Annotated in this window: 14 protein-coding genes; 7 read left to right on the forward strand and 7 right to left on the reverse strand. The window is 69.5% G+C overall.

What is annotated here, in order from left to right:
* Window positions 1–7: 7 nt before the first annotated feature.
* The 4 genes from AVP41_RS11910 to AVP41_RS11925 all read right to left on the reverse strand — a co-directional run bounded on the left by AVP41_RS11910 (window position 8) and on the right by AVP41_RS11925 (window position 4822).
* Complete coding sequence (locus AVP41_RS11910; RefSeq protein WP_082829185.1) at window positions 8–1495, reverse strand: GH1 family beta-glucosidase; 1488 nt, start codon at window positions 1493–1495, stop codon at window positions 8–10.
* Window positions 1496–1507: 12 nt separating this feature from the next.
* Window positions 1508–2413 (reverse strand): carbohydrate ABC transporter permease, encoded by a 906-nt coding sequence (locus AVP41_RS11915; protein ID WP_067164602.1) that lies wholly within the window; start codon window positions 2411–2413, stop codon window positions 1508–1510.
* A complete protein-coding gene (locus tag AVP41_RS11920) occupies window positions 2410–3432 on the reverse strand; it encodes a carbohydrate ABC transporter permease (RefSeq protein WP_067164604.1) in 1023 nt (340 codons plus the stop codon). Before AVP41_RS11920 ends, AVP41_RS11915 begins: the two co-directional genes overlap by 4 nt.
* A gap of 79 nt (window positions 3433–3511) precedes the next feature.
* A complete protein-coding gene (locus tag AVP41_RS11925; RefSeq protein WP_067164606.1) occupies window positions 3512–4822 on the reverse strand; it encodes an ABC transporter substrate-binding protein in 1311 nt (436 codons plus the stop codon).
* 281 nt (window positions 4823–5103) lie between these two features.
* Between AVP41_RS11925 and purS the strand changes: the two genes are divergently transcribed.
* A complete protein-coding gene (gene purS, locus AVP41_RS11930) occupies window positions 5104–5349 on the forward strand; it encodes a phosphoribosylformylglycinamidine synthase subunit PurS (RefSeq protein ID WP_067164608.1) in 246 nt (81 codons plus the stop codon).
* On the forward strand, window positions 5346–6053 hold the full coding sequence (gene purQ / locus AVP41_RS11935; protein WP_067164610.1) for a phosphoribosylformylglycinamidine synthase subunit PurQ: 708 nt from the start codon (window positions 5346–5348) through the stop codon (window positions 6051–6053). Before purS ends, purQ begins: the two co-directional genes overlap by 4 nt.
* Window positions 6054–6092: 39 nt before the next feature.
* Here purQ and AVP41_RS11940 read toward each other — a convergent pair whose 3' ends face one another.
* Entirely contained in the window at window positions 6093–6524 is a 432-nt protein-coding gene (locus AVP41_RS11940; RefSeq protein ID WP_067164612.1) for a DUF1761 domain-containing protein, read from the reverse strand.
* 44 nt (window positions 6525–6568) lie between these two features.
* Between AVP41_RS11940 and AVP41_RS11945 the strand changes: the two genes are divergently transcribed.
* The gene (locus tag AVP41_RS11945; protein WP_067164614.1) at window positions 6569–7483 is read left to right on the forward strand and encodes a 2-hydroxyacid dehydrogenase; all 915 of its coding nucleotides are present in this window, start codon (window positions 6569–6571) and stop codon (window positions 7481–7483) included.
* Window positions 7484–7604: 121 nt separating this feature from the next.
* Here AVP41_RS11945 and AVP41_RS11950 read toward each other — a convergent pair whose 3' ends face one another.
* Complete coding sequence (locus AVP41_RS11950) at window positions 7605–9095, reverse strand: MinD/ParA family ATP-binding protein (RefSeq protein WP_067164616.1); 1491 nt, start codon at window positions 9093–9095, stop codon at window positions 7605–7607.
* Between the two features lie 157 nt (window positions 9096–9252).
* Here AVP41_RS11950 and AVP41_RS11955 point away from each other — a divergent pair, with 157 nt between their 5' ends.
* From AVP41_RS11955 to AVP41_RS11970, 4 genes are read left to right on the forward strand one after another with little or no spacing between them, the layout of a single operon-like run.
* On the forward strand, window positions 9253–10368 hold the full coding sequence (locus AVP41_RS11955; RefSeq protein ID WP_067164618.1) for an ABC transporter substrate-binding protein: 1116 nt from the start codon (window positions 9253–9255) through the stop codon (window positions 10366–10368).
* Between the two features lie 4 nt (window positions 10369–10372).
* Window positions 10373–11206 (forward strand): ABC transporter ATP-binding protein, encoded by an 834-nt coding sequence (locus tag AVP41_RS11960; RefSeq protein ID WP_067164620.1) that lies wholly within the window; start codon window positions 10373–10375, stop codon window positions 11204–11206.
* Between the two features lie 19 nt (window positions 11207–11225).
* Window positions 11226–12050, forward strand: coding sequence for an ABC transporter permease (locus AVP41_RS11965; RefSeq protein WP_231902740.1), 825 nt, complete (start codon window positions 11226–11228; stop codon window positions 12048–12050).
* On the forward strand, window positions 12047–12862 hold the full coding sequence (locus tag AVP41_RS11970; RefSeq protein WP_082829253.1) for an ABC transporter permease: 816 nt from the start codon (window positions 12047–12049) through the stop codon (window positions 12860–12862). The genes AVP41_RS11965 and AVP41_RS11970 overlap by 4 nt, the downstream gene beginning before the upstream one ends.
* Before the next feature lie 24 nt (window positions 12863–12886).
* Here the strand turns inward: AVP41_RS11970 and AVP41_RS11975 are convergent, their stop codons facing one another.
* On the reverse strand, window positions 12887–13405 hold the full coding sequence (locus tag AVP41_RS11975) for an adenine phosphoribosyltransferase (RefSeq protein ID WP_067164626.1): 519 nt from the start codon (window positions 13403–13405) through the stop codon (window positions 12887–12889).
* Window positions 13406–13581 lie beyond the last annotated feature (176 nt).

A 13581-nucleotide genomic window follows, 5' to 3' on the forward strand; every position in this document is an offset into this window, starting at 1 on the left:
GGACGACCTAGGGGTGGGTGACGACGCCCGCACGCGGAACGTCGATCGCGCGCTGCGCGATGAGGCGACGATACTCCCGTGCGGATGCTTTCGGGGACCGCTCGCCCGTGTCGTAGTCCACGCGGACGATCCCGAACCGCTTCTCGTACCCCCAGGCCCACTCGAAGTTGTCGAGGAGCGACCAGTAGAAGTACCCGCGCACATCCACACCGGCCTCGGCCGCATCCAGGGTCGCGGCGAGATGACGACGCAGGAAGTCGGTGCGTTCGAGGTCCCGCACCTCGCCGTCCTCCGCCACGACGTCGTCGAACGCGGCGCCGTTCTCGGTCACGTAGAGGGCGGTCCCCGCCTTCTCGGCGTAGTCGGTCCAGACACGTTCGAGCAGAGCGGTGAGCCCCTCGGGCTGCACCTCCCAGTGCATCGAGGTGCGGGGGAGCCCGCGCTCGTGCCAGTGGATGCCCTCGTGGGAGGGGAACGGCGACTCGGCGTGCCGGTCGGTCGGAGCGTCCCCGGGGGCCGGGGGCGTGGGGTCGGGCTCCCCGCCGACGAACTCGTTGTGGTAGTAGTTCACGCCGAGCGCGTCGAGGGGCGTCGCGATGACGTCGAGGTCGCCGGGCTGTGTCGCCGCCGCGAGGGCCTCGATCGCGGCGGGATCGACCGCGCGGATGTCCTCGACGATGTCGGCGGGGTAGGTGCCGCGGAAGATCGGATCGAGGAACCACCGGTTGAACTGCCCGTCGATGCGTCGCGCGGCATCGAGGTCGCTCGGCCTCGTGGGGTCGGCGGGTTCGGCGCCGGTGAGGTTGAGGGTGATCCCGAGCCGCAGCGAGGAATCGCGCGCCCGCAGCTCGCGGACGGTCTGGCCGTGGCCGAGGAGGAGATGATGCGCGGCGAGCACGCCCTCCGTGACGGAGTAGTGGCCGGGTGCGTGGATGCCTGCGGTGTAGCTGAGGAACGACGAGCACCAGGGCTCGTTGAGCGTGGTCCAGTTGACGACCCGGTCGCCCAGGGCGTCGTGGACATCGAGCGCGTACTCCGTGAAGAGGTCGCTCGTCTCGCGGACGGTCCATCCGCCGCGCTCCTGCAGCGCCTGAGGGAGGTCCCAGTGGTAGAGCGTCAGCCACGGGATGATGTCGGCATCCCGCAGCTCGTCGACCAGCCTCTTGTAGAAGTCGAGGCCTTTCGGATTGATCGGGCCCCCGTCGGGGCGAACGCGCGACCACGACACCGAGAACCGGTAGGTGTCCAGCCCGAGGTCTTTCATCAGGGCCACATCGTCGCGGTACCGGTGGTAGTGGTCGCAGGCGACGTCGCCGTTGTCGGCGTTGATCACGGCGCCCGGCACGCGGCAGTAAGCGTCCCAGATCGAGGCCGTGCGACCGTCTTCGAACGCGGCGCCCTCGATCTGGTACGCCGCGGTGGCGGCGCCGAACAGGAAGCCGTCGGGGAAGGTACGCAGCATGGAGGCGGTCTCCTCTCGAGGAATGGGGCTCATGGAGCGTACCTCTCAGCCCTTGACGGCGCCCGCCATGATGCCGCTGATCAGCTGCTTCCCGGCGACGACGAACAGCACGAGAAGGGGGAGAGTGGCCATGACTGCGCCCGTCAGCACGATCGAGTAGTCCACGTAGTAGCCGGACTGCAACTGGCTGAGCGCCGTCTGCAGGGTGGGGTTCTGCGGGCTCAGCACGAGCAGCGGCCACAGGTAGTCGGTCCATGCCGTCATGAAGGTGAAGAGACCGAGGATCGCCATCGCCGGGCGCGCCGCGGGGACGCCGACGGTGAGGAAGGTGCGGAACTGCCCCGCACCGTCGACGCGCGCCGCCTCGATGAGCTCGTCCGGGATGACGTCGACGAGGTACTGCCGCATGAAGAACACGCCGAATGCGGTCACCAGCATCGGCACGACGACCGCACCGATGGATCCCGTCCAGCCGAGCTCGCGCATGACCATGAACAGCGGGATGATCCCGAGCTGCGTGGGGATCGCCATCGTCGCGACGACGAACACCATGAGCCCGTCGCGGCCGCGGAAGCGCAGCTTGGCGAACGCGTACCCGGCGAGCGTCGAGAAGCACACGACCGAGATGGTGATGATCGACGAGATCAGGATGGAGTTGCCGAGAGCCAGCCAGAACGGAATGGCGTCGAGCACCTTCGCGGCGTTGGCGAAGAAGTTGCCGCCCGGGATCAGCGGAAGGGTCTCGCCGCGGGTGGCGTTGGTGCCGCTGGCGACCACGACCGACCACCACAGCGGGTAGACGCTTCCAAGGATGAAGGCGGTCAAGAGACCGTAGGTGAGGAATCCGGGGCGGCTGCCGATGCCGGCGACGCCTCCCGAGCCTCCGCGGCGACGGCGCGGGGCGGGCTCCGGCTCGGCGAGCACGGGAGCGGGGGTCAGGGTGCTGGTCATGCGTGCTCTCCATTCCGGCGGGCGCGGCGGAGCTCGCGGCGGGAGACGCGCGGACCGTTTCCCGTGGCGATGCGCCGTGAGATGAGGAAGTTGATGAGGCCGATCCCCACGATGAGGAGGAACAGCAGGATGGCGACGGCCGAGGCCTCCCCGAAGTTGCGACGGAAGAAGGCGAGCTCCCAGAGGAAGAGCACCGTCGTCTGGAACTGACGCTCACTGCCGCCGATGCCGCCCGCGGTCGACACGTCGAACAGGCGCGGCTCCGCGAAGATCTGGAGGCCACCGATCGTCGCGGTGATGATGACGAAGATGAGCGTGGGGCGGATCGAAGGGATCGTGATGGAGAAGAAGCGTCGCGCGGCGCCCGCGCCGTCGATCGCGGCGGACTCGTAGAGGTCGCGCGGCACCGCCTGCATGGCGGCCAGGAGGATGAGGGCGTTGTACCCGGTCCAGCGGAAGTTCACCATCGTGGCGATCGCGATGTGGCTGAGGAACGTGTCCTGCTTCCACTGCTGATCGGCAATCCCGATGAGGTTGAGCAGGTTGTTCACGAGGCCGTCGGCCTCGTTGAAGATGCTCGAGAAGATGAGGGCGACGGCGACGGGGGTCACGACGAAGGGGATCAGCACGCTCATCCGCCAGAAGGTCGGTGCGCGCAGCCCCCGGTCGAGCAGGTAGGCGATCAGCAGCGCGACCGCGAGCTGCGGGATCGCGGAGAGCAGGAAGATGCTGAGGGTGTTGCGGATGGAGTTCCAGAACATCTCGTCGCCGAGGATCTCCACGAAGTTCCCGAAACCGACGAAGTCGCCCTGGCCCTTCAGTAGGTCCCAGTCGTGCATCGCGACATTGACCGTGTAGAGGAGGGGGAACAGGCCCACGAGGCCGAAGAGCAGGAAGAACGGCGCGATGTAGGCGTAGGGGGAGCCCTTGTGGGCGAAACGGTTCCATCCGCCGCGACGGCGCGGGACGGATGCGCGCGGAGTGCCCTTCGTGGGGGCGGCGGGCGCGGTCGTGGACATGTGGGTTCCTCTGAGCGAAGTGGGTGAGGGCCGCAGGGGCCCCGGCCCGAAGACCGGGACCCCTGCGGATCGGGTGGGATCAGCCGACGAGCTCGCCGAGCAGCTTGATCGCCTGCTGCCAGGCCGCGGCCGTGTCGGCCTTGCCCTGGTCGAGCTGAACGAGCGCCGGTCCGAACACGTTCTCCTGGATCACGGAGTCATCCGGGCCCTTGAACTGCGCCACGATTCCCTGAGCCCGCTCGGCGAGGATCGCACCAGTCGGAGCGTCGTTGAAGATCGGGTTGGGGGTCGCCTCCTCAGCGAGCACCTTCTGCGCCTCCAGCGTCGACGGGAAGTTGTTCGCCGCCTTGGACTGCTTGACCTGCTGCTCCGGCTGCGTCAGCCAGTCGGCGAGCGCCGCGGCCTCCTTCTTGTGCTGCGACGTCTCGGGGATGGAGAGGAACGCACCGCCCCAGTTGGCCGCACCGCCGGGGAAGACATCGGCGAAGTCCCAGCCGCTGTCGGCACCCCCGCCGGCCGCCTCGAGCTGGCCGGTGATCGTTCCGAGCATCCAGCCGGGGCAGACGAAGGTCGCGAACGTGCCGTCGACGAACGACTTGCCGCCGTTCCAGTCCCACACGGCCTGCGCTGCCGAGAGGCCGTCTTCCGTGGCCGCCCCCAGCAGCTCGAAGCGCTCCTTCAGCGCGGCGTTGCCCTCGACGTTGAGCGTGCCGTCCTTCTTGTAGTAGCCCTCTTCGAGCTGGTTGACCATCGAGTTCCAGACGAACCCGGAGTGGTCGTACCAGGCCTTGCCGGTCTTCTCCTTGTACTGACGGCCGACGTCGAAGTAGTTCTTCCAGTCGCCGTCGAGGAGCTTGGCCACTTCGTCGCGGTCGGTCGGAAGACCCGCCGCCTCGAACGCGGGGGCGTTGTAGCAGATGCCCTGCGGGCCGATGTCGGTGCCATAGCCGATCACGCGGCCGGTGGGGTCGGTGGCCTGGCCGTACTTCCAGTCGACCCAGTCGCCCTTGCGGTCTTCGATGCCGTAGTCGCGCAGGTCGACGAACTGGTCGGAGACCTCCATGATCGCGCCGAGCCAGCCCTCTTCGATCGCGACGATGTCGGACAGGCCCGAACCGGCGCCGAGCTTGGTGAACGCGTCGGTGCGCGCGTTTCCACCCGTGTCGATGTTGGTGGCCTCGATCTTGACGTTCTTGTGGAGGCTCTCGTACTCCTTGTACAGGTCCTCGTAGCCGAAGGTGCCGAACGTCGTGACGGTGAGCGTGACCTTCTCGCCCGTGTCGTCGGTGTTCCCGGGGGTCGGGTTGTTGCTACACGCGGCAAGCGTGAGCGCGGTGGCCGAGACAGCGGCGAGAACGACGGCGCTGCGGCGGAATGCACGTGCGTGCATGTCACTCCTTTGTGTTGGTGGAACGGTGTCAGGGGGTGCGTGTCGGGCTCCCACCCAGGGAGGGACCCTGGGACGGTCGATCCACTCCGCGACAATGTCGTGGGAGCGCTCTCAACCGATGACTGAGACGTTATGGGATCGCTCCCATGAGCGCAAGAGAGCGCTCCCATGAATATTGGTCACGGTTCGATCACGGGCCGTGGCGACGCGGAACGGGCGAGCGCGGCCGGTGCCCGTAGACTGATGCCGCACCCCTTCCCGCGACTTCCCGGAGCTTTCGAATGCCCACCATCGTCGTCGACGTCATGCCCAAGGCCGAGCTGCTGGATCCGCAGGGGAAGGCCGTCGCCGGCGCATTGTCCCGCCTCGAAGTGTCCGGCATCTCGGCGGTGCGCATCGGCAAGCGATTCGAGCTGACGGTCGACGTCGCCGACGAGGCGACCCTCGCGACGGTCGAGAAGATCGCCGCCGAGATCCTCTCCAACCAGGTGATCGAAGACGTCGTGGGCATCGAGGTGGTCGAGTGACCGCTCGCATCGGGGTCATCACCTTCCCCGGCTCCCTCGACGACGGCGACGCGCAGCGCGCGATCCGCGTCGCCGGCGCCGAGCCCGTCGCCCTCTGGCACGGCTCTCACGACCTCGAGGGCGTGGACGCCCTCGTGCTCCCGGGCGGGTTCAGCTACGGCGACTACCTGCGCGCCGGAGCGATCGCCGCGCTCTCGCCGATCATGTCCGAGGTCAAGGACGCCGCCGCCCAGGGCATGCCGATCCTGGGGATCTGCAACGGCTTCCAGATGCTCGTCGAGGCGCACCTGCTCCCCGGTGGCCTGATCCGCAACGCGCACCAGCAGTTCATCTGCCGCGACCAGCGCCTGCGCGTGGAGAACGCCGCCACGGCGTGGACCCACGGCTTCGAAGCGGGGCAGGAGATCACGATCCCGCTCAAGAACGGCGACGGTGGCTACATCTGCTCGGCAGAGACCCTCGCGCGGATCGAGGGCGAAGGCCTGGTGGCCTTCCGCTACGTCGGGGTGAACCCCAACGGGTCGATCGACGACATCGCCGGGCTCACCAACGAGCGTGGCAACGTCGTGGGGCTCATGCCGCACCCCGAGCACGCGGTGGAGCCGGGCTTCGGCCCCGACACGGCCGCCGCCATGCGGTCGGGCGTCGATGGGCTGACGTTCTTCACCTCGGCGATCGCGTCGCTGGCTGCCGCAGCCGCCTGAGGCCTCACCCGCTCTGAGCGGCCCCTGCCGGGGGTCAGCTCACACCGTGCCCGCCGGGGGCCAGAGCCCGATGACGAGGGCCATGATGACCACGGTGGTCAGCTCGAACCCCATCGTCAGCACGGTCAGCTGCGACGGCCGGCCCTCGAACACGTCGTGCGTGATCACGCGCGCCGCGGTGAATCCCGCCCACAGGGTGACCCCGGTCACGAGCGCCGACAGCAGATACCCGCCGCCGTAGAAGTGCCAGGCAATCGCCACCGATCCCGCCAGCACCCAGGCGGTGAGGAACGTCACGGCGAGCGACACGAGCATGGCGAGGGCGACGGGCGCTCCCCGCTTCGTCATGTCGATGCGGGCGAGCGTCGCCCAGCGGTCGAGGAAGAGCGCCGGCGAGTACCAGAGGGCTCCGAGCCCCATGCTCAGCACTGTGGCTATCGCCACCGCCCAGTAGTTGATCTCGGGAATCATGCGGAACCTCCGAGTGAAGGCTAGCGCCGGGTAGCGTCGAGTGCATGACCCTCGTCGTGTCCGTCCCCACCGAATCGCTCGCGTCCGATCTCCGCCCCCTCCCCGAGGGCGTCGAGGTGATCGTCTGGACGATGGCGGAGGCTGCTCCGCGACCGCGGATCGACATCGTCGTGCCGCCGTACATGGACCAGTCCGATGCCTTCGCCCGGCTCGCCGAGGTGGAGGTCGGTCTCGTCCAGGGCCAGTCGATCGGGTACGAGGGAGTGGCGGACCGGCTTCCCGCGGGCATGCGGTTCGCCAACGCCGCCACCGTGCACGAGACCTCCACCGCAGAACTCGCCGTGGCGCTGACCCTGGCGGTGCAGCGGCAGCTCGACCTCTTCGCGATCAATGGTCGTGACGGCGTGTGGACCCCCATGTTCGCCGACAGCCTCGCCGACCGGCGGGTGCTCCTCCTCGGCTACGGCGGCGTGGGCAAGGCGGTGGCCGCGCGGCTCGCCCCCTTCGAGGTGGAGCTCGTGCCGGTCGCCTCGACGGCGCGGGACGAGGACGGTGTGCACGTCCACGGGATCGACGAACTGGCGGACCTCCTTCCCGGCGTCGACATCGTGGTGCTGAGCCTTCCCGGCGGCGAGCGCACGCGGCACATCCTCGGCGAGGCCGAGCTCGCCGCCCTTCCCGACGGCGCCCTGGTGGTCAACGTCGGCCGCGGGTCGCTGATCGATCCCGACGCCCTCGTCCGTCACACCTCGGCCGGACGGATCCGCGCGGCGCTGGATGTGACCGAACCCGAGCCGCTGCCGTCGGACCACCCGCTCTGGAACACGCCCGGCGTCCTCATCTCCCCGCACGTGGGAGGCGCCTCGAGCGCGATGAGACCGCGCATCGCGGCGCTCCTCCGGCGACAGATCACCCACGTCCTGGCCGGCGAGCAGCCCGAGAACGTCGTCCTCGGCTGACGCCTCCCCGCTATCCTCCGTCGAGAGCACATGCTGTCAGCGAGCGCACACCCTACTGACGCAGATAAGGTGTCCGCTCGCTGAGAACATGTGCTCTCGGTGAAAGGGTGGGGAAGCGGGACTAGAGGCGGTCGGCGATCGTGGCGGCGACGGTCAGCCAGGCGTCGCGCGTGTCGGGCGACAGGGCGTCGAAGTCGATGGGACCACCGTCGACGAGGGCAGGGTCGAACGGCACGTGCACGACCGCCGACGTCACCTGCTCGAAGTGACGCTCCAGTCGTTCCGACAGCCGCTTGTCCGGCCGGGCCGACGGCGCGGCGAGGATCGTGACGGCCTGGTCGATCTTGTGGTCGAAGCCCTTCTCGCGCAGACCGTCGAGGAGCCACGCGGCACTGGCGGCGGTGTCCTCGCGGACGGTGGAGACGATCACCAGCTGGTCGGCCGCGGCGACAGCGGCGACCCAGTTGGAGGCGCGCATGTTGTTGCCGGTGTCGACGATCAGCAGGCGGTAGTAGCGCGAGAGCACGCCGTGCAGACGGTCGAACGCGGCCGCGTCGATCGTGGAGGAGGCCGCGGCGTCTTCATCGGACGCGAGCACGTCGAAGCGCGCGTCGACCTGGGTGCGCACGTAGGTGTCGAGCGAGGCGAGGCTCGCCTGCGTCGGCTGCGTGAACTGGTCGAGATGGGCGAGGAGGTCGACGGCGGTGCGGTGGTGCGGCGCGTTCTGCGCGCGCCATCCCAGCGTTCCGCGGGTCTCGTTGTTGTCCCACGCCAGCGTCGCTCCGCCTCGCTGGGTGCCGAACGTCGCGGCGAGCAGGAGGGTGCTGGTCGTCTTGTGCGCGCCGCCCTTGGGGTTCAGCACCACGATCGTCCGGGGAGCGTCCAGTCGCCGCTGCACCTTGCGCTCGCGCTCGATGCGTGACCGCTCGCTCTTGCCGGGACGCGGGGAGATCGCGCCTCCCGTCGCCCGACGGACGGCGCCCTGCCAGCCCTCGGTGGCGCGCGGGCGGGCCCGGTCGGCGCGGGAGTTGAGGAGATCGTCGACCGTCGGGGTGGAGCGCACGGTGCCCTCGCGGCGCTGCACGTCGCTGCGGAGTGGACCGGCCGCGGCAGACGAGGCCGCAGCGGGCGACGGGGCGGCCAGAGGAGACGGGGCGGCCAGGGGTTCGACAGCGGGCTCCGCCGCGACGACCGCAGAGGCGGCCACCGGCGCGGACGCGGGCTCCTCGCCTGCCGCCGATCGAGCGGGCGTCTCGGTCGCGGCGTCCGCGATGACGGACGCCGGCAACGGCGGCACCCCGTCGATGATCTCGGGAGCAGCCGTGTCCGCCGCGACTGCGCCGGACGGATCCTCGTCACCCTCCGTCGCGGCCAGCGCCTTCGCCTCGAAGAACGTGCCGTCGGGGTGGACGATCATCGGCCAGCGCGCACCGGCTTCGACCACCGTCGCCGTGACCGGCTCCCCCGCAGACGCGGCCATCTGGCGGATGGCCTCGACCACCCGCGCGCGCATCCCCTCGGCCGTCGAGGCGAACACCTCGTCGATCTCGCCGCCGACGTGGATCTCAGCGCCGGTGCTCGAGGTGATGCGCACGGTCGGTTCGTAGGTCACAGTTCCCACAGGAGTCCTTTCTGGACAGGCCTCCCAAGTATCCCACCCCGCTCAGATCGTCACACGGGCGAAACAGAATCGGCCGTCGCCGTACACACGGCACCGCGATCATGGTCGGCACCTGCACTCTCCCGCCTCTCACATCCGAAGGACTTCGATGGCGATCCACCGCACCGGGCGCGCCCGCACCCGCGCCCTGACCACGGCCGCCCTGGCCGTGGTCTCCGCTCTGGCACTGTCGGCCTGCGCCGGCGGCAGCACGCCCGCGCCGTCCGGGGGGTCCGGCGCCGCCGCCGACCACGGCGAGATCAGCGTCCAGTACTCCTGGATCAAGAACGAGGAGTTCGCCGGCGAGTTCTACGCGTACGAGAACGGCTACTACGACGACGCGGGGTTCTCCGACGTCGTCGGCATCTCCGGGCCTGACACGGGCGTCGCGAAGCTGCTGTCGGGCACCGTCCAGGTGGCGCTCTCGGATGCCGCCTCGATCGGAGCGGCTATCGCCGAGCAGGACGCGCCGCTCAAGATCATCGGGGCGACCTTCCAGAAGAACCCCTTCACGATCCTCTCGCTCGCAGACGGCGGCAACATCACGACGCCGCAGGACCTCGTGGGCAAGAAGATCGGCGTGCAGGACTCGAACGCCTCGGTGTTCGCTGCGCTCCTGAACGCGAACGGGATCGACCCCGCCGACGTGACGGTCGTCCCCGTCGAGTTCGACCCGACCCCGCTCATGAACGGAGACGTCGACGGATTCATGGCCTACCTCACCAACGAGGCGCTCACCGTCGAACTCGCCGGCTACGACATCACCAACCTCGCCTACGCCGACAACGGCGTGCCGTACGTGGCCGAGACCTTCTCGGTGACCGACCAGTACCTCGCCGAGAACAAGGAGCTGCTGAAGGCCTTCCTCACCGCCGAGATCAAGGGCTGGACCGACGTGTTCCAGAACTCCACCGACGACTCGGTCGCCCTCATCACGAAGTACTACAACCAAGCGGCGGAGGACTCGGCCGATGGCCTGGAGGCGGTCTTCGGCGCCCTCGACCCGACCAAGACGGCCAAGGGCCTGGAGGCCGAGAAGCTCCTCATCTCCACGCCCGAGACGGAGGCGAACGGGCTCTTCACGATCTCCGACGAGCTCAAGCAGCAGACGGTCGCGTCGCTGAAGGCCGCCGGGTGGGACGTGAGTGTCGACGACCTGTTCGACACGACGATCATCGACGAGATCTACGCCGAGAACGCCGACCTCAAGAACTACCTGCCCTGATCCCATGACGCAGAGCTCCACCACCTCCGATGCCGGCGCCGCGCCCTCACCGGGCGGCACCGGCATCCGGATCGACGGCCTCACCAAGACGTTCTCCGGCACGCGCGGGCGGACGGTGACCGCCCTGCAGGACACCGAGCTGCACACCGACCAGGGTTCCTTCCTCGCACTCCTCGGCCCGTCGGGCTGCGGGAAGTCGACGATCCTCCGCATTCTCGCCGACCTGGAGACCGCCACGGCGGGCACCGTTCGCGTCGACGGGAAGACGCCCCACGAGCTGCGCGCCTCGGGTGAGCTCGGGATCGCCTTCCAGGATCACGCGCTGCTGCCCTGGCGGAGCGTCCGCAGCAACATCCGGCTGCCGTTCGAGGTCGCCGGCCGCCGCGTCGACGACGCCTACATCGACGAGCTGATCGCCCTGGTCGGCCTCCAGGGTTTCGAGAAGTCGCGGCCCGCGCAACTGTCGGGCGGGATGCGCCAGCGCGTGTCGATCGCTCGCGCCCTGGCCCTCAAACCCTCGGTGCTCCTGCTCGACGAGCCGTTCGGAGCGCTCGACGACATGACGCGACAGAACCTCAACCTCGAGCTCCTGCGCATCTGGAGCGAGAAGCCCGCGACCACGCTGCTGGTCACCCACGGCATCTCCGAGGCGATCTTCCTCTCCGACCGTGTGGCGGTGATGTCCCCGCGGCCCGGGCGGGTCAAGGAGATCATCGACGTCGACCTCCCTCGTCCCCGGACGCCGGAGATGCAGCGCACTCCCGAGTTCCATGCACTGGTCGACCGCGCCTCCGAACTGCTCTTCGGCGCCGACGGCCGCGCCGCCGCCGAGTCATGACCACGCGGAGGGAACCGTCGTGAGGGCGCGTCGACGCATGCCCGGCTGGCTGGCCGCGCTCATCGGGACGGTCGCGCTGATCGCCGCGTGGTGGGTGTTCTCGGCGACCGTCTTCATCCCCGCCGAGGGCACCGACTACACCCCGGTGCCCTCCCCCTGGGTGGTGCTGACCACACTCGTCTCCGACGGTCCGGCGGCGTACTGGTCCGTGTTCTCGGTCACCGTGCGCGAAGCGGCGGTCGGATACGCGTGGGGAAACGCCATCGCGCTGCTCCTGGCCGCCACCGTGCTGCTGCTCCCCCGTCTGGAGCCGATCGTGATGCAGATCGCCGTGGTGAGCTACTGCCTCCCCGTCGTGGCGGTCGGCGGCATCGCCATCGTGACGCTGGGAGGGGCCAAGCAGCCCGGTGATGCGAGCGCGACCGCGATCTTCCTCGCCGCCCTCGCGGTGTTCTTCACGACCGTGGTGGGGGCAGTCCTCGGGTTCACGACGTCCGACCGCGCCTCCCTCGACGTCGTCCGCGTCTACGGCGGATCACGGTGGACGCAGCTGAGGAAGGTGCGGCTCGTCGCCGCGCTCCCCTCCATCCTCAACGCCCTGCAGATCGCCGTGCCCAGCGCCTTCCTCGGTGCGGTGCTCGGCGAGTACATGGGGGCGATCGATCGTGGCGTGGGCATCACGCTCATCCGCTTGCAGGGGAACCTCGACTCCGCGCGGGTGTGGGTGGTGTTCCTCCTGTGCGCCCTCATCGCGCTGGCCGGCTACGCGGTGGTCGGATTGCTGGCGCGCCTGGTGACACCGTGGGTGTCGGGGCGCGCCACGACGGCGGGGGGACGGCGATGAACCGCGGTCGGTGGCGACCGGTGGCTCGCGCCGCCGGGAACGCCCTGGCCACCCTCGCGATCGTCCTCCTGTTCTGGCAGGCGGTCGTGAGCCTCACGGGGATCTCCCCGTATGTCGCCAAGGGGCCGGCGGACGTGTGGGCGTTCCTCTTCACCGACGGCGACGATCCCGGAAGCGCCGCGGCGAACCGGGAGGCGATCGCTCCGCTCCTCTCGCAGACCCTGCAAGACGCGGCGCTCGGCTTCGTGGTCGGCATCGTCGCCGCGATCGTCCTCGCGATCCTCTTCTCCCTGTCCCGCGGGATCGAGGCGGGCGTCATGCCGCTGGCACTGCTGCTGCGCAGCGTGCCGCTGGTGGCTCTCGCCCCCGTCATCATCCTCATCACCGGTCGCGGCACCCCGGCGTCGGTCGCCGTCATCGGCAGCATCGTCGTGCTGTTCCCCGCGCTCGCCTCGGTCCTGTTCGGGCTCAGCCGGGCGCACCCGGAGAGTCTCGACCTCGTGCACGTCTACGGCGGGTCGCGGCTCACCGCACTGCGCAAGGTGAACGTGCCGGGAGCCCTGCCGTCGCTGTTCGCGGCCGCGCGCGTCTCGGTGCCGGGGGCCGTCACCGGGGCGCTCCTGGCGGAATGGCTCTCGACCGGGCAGGGGATCGGCGGGATGATCCAGAAGTTCAACGCGTCCGCGCGCTTCGAAGAGCTCTGGGCGTCGGTGGCGATCATCACCCTCGTCACCCTGGTGCTCTACAACCTCGTTCAGATCGTGGAGACCGCCGTGCTCACCCGCATGGGGATGACCGGCACGCTGACCTGATCGGGAGGCGTTGCCGGCGGGCGGTCAGACCGTGAAGACAGTGTGCACCGGCCCGCAGACCTCCTGGCCACGGAGGTCGGCGAGCTCCATCAGCACCGCGGTACCCGCCACGACATAACCGAGCCGCTCCAGCAGTCTCTGGCCCGCCCGCAGTGTGCCGCCGGTGGCGAGGACGTCGTCGACCAGCAGCACGCGCGTGCCGGTAGGGAGGTCGGCGGCCATCTCGATCGTCGCCTGTCCGTACTCGAGGTCGTACGAGACGGCGGCGGCCGGTCGCGGCAGCTTTCCGGCCTTGCGGATCGGCACCATCCCGACCCCCGCCGCCACGGCGGCCGCGCCCGCGAGGAGGAAGCCCCGGGCCTCGACGCCGGCGATCACGTCGAACGCCCCCGCGAACGGAGCCACGAGCGCGTCGATCACGGTGCGCATCGCCGCACCGTCGGCCAACAGCGGCGAGATGTCGCGGAAGAGTATCCCCGGCTCGGGGAAATCGGGGATACGGGCGATCAGCGACTCGGCGTGGGCGAGGTCGGAGGAAGTCACCGACCCAGCGTACGCGCCGCCGTAGACGGCAGGATCACCCGCCCTCCCCGTTCGCGACTCCGGAAGTCGGGTGGCATCCAGCGCGGTCCGCCGCTGATCCGGCGGACCGGGGCCCGAGATTCCGGAGTCATGAACGAGGAGAGCAGGACGCTCGGCCGCTGGCGCTCGGGACTTGC

It is taken from the genome of Microbacterium sp. TNHR37B, assembly GCF_001620065.1.
GTDB lineage: Bacteria > Actinomycetota > Actinomycetes > Actinomycetales > Microbacteriaceae > Microbacterium.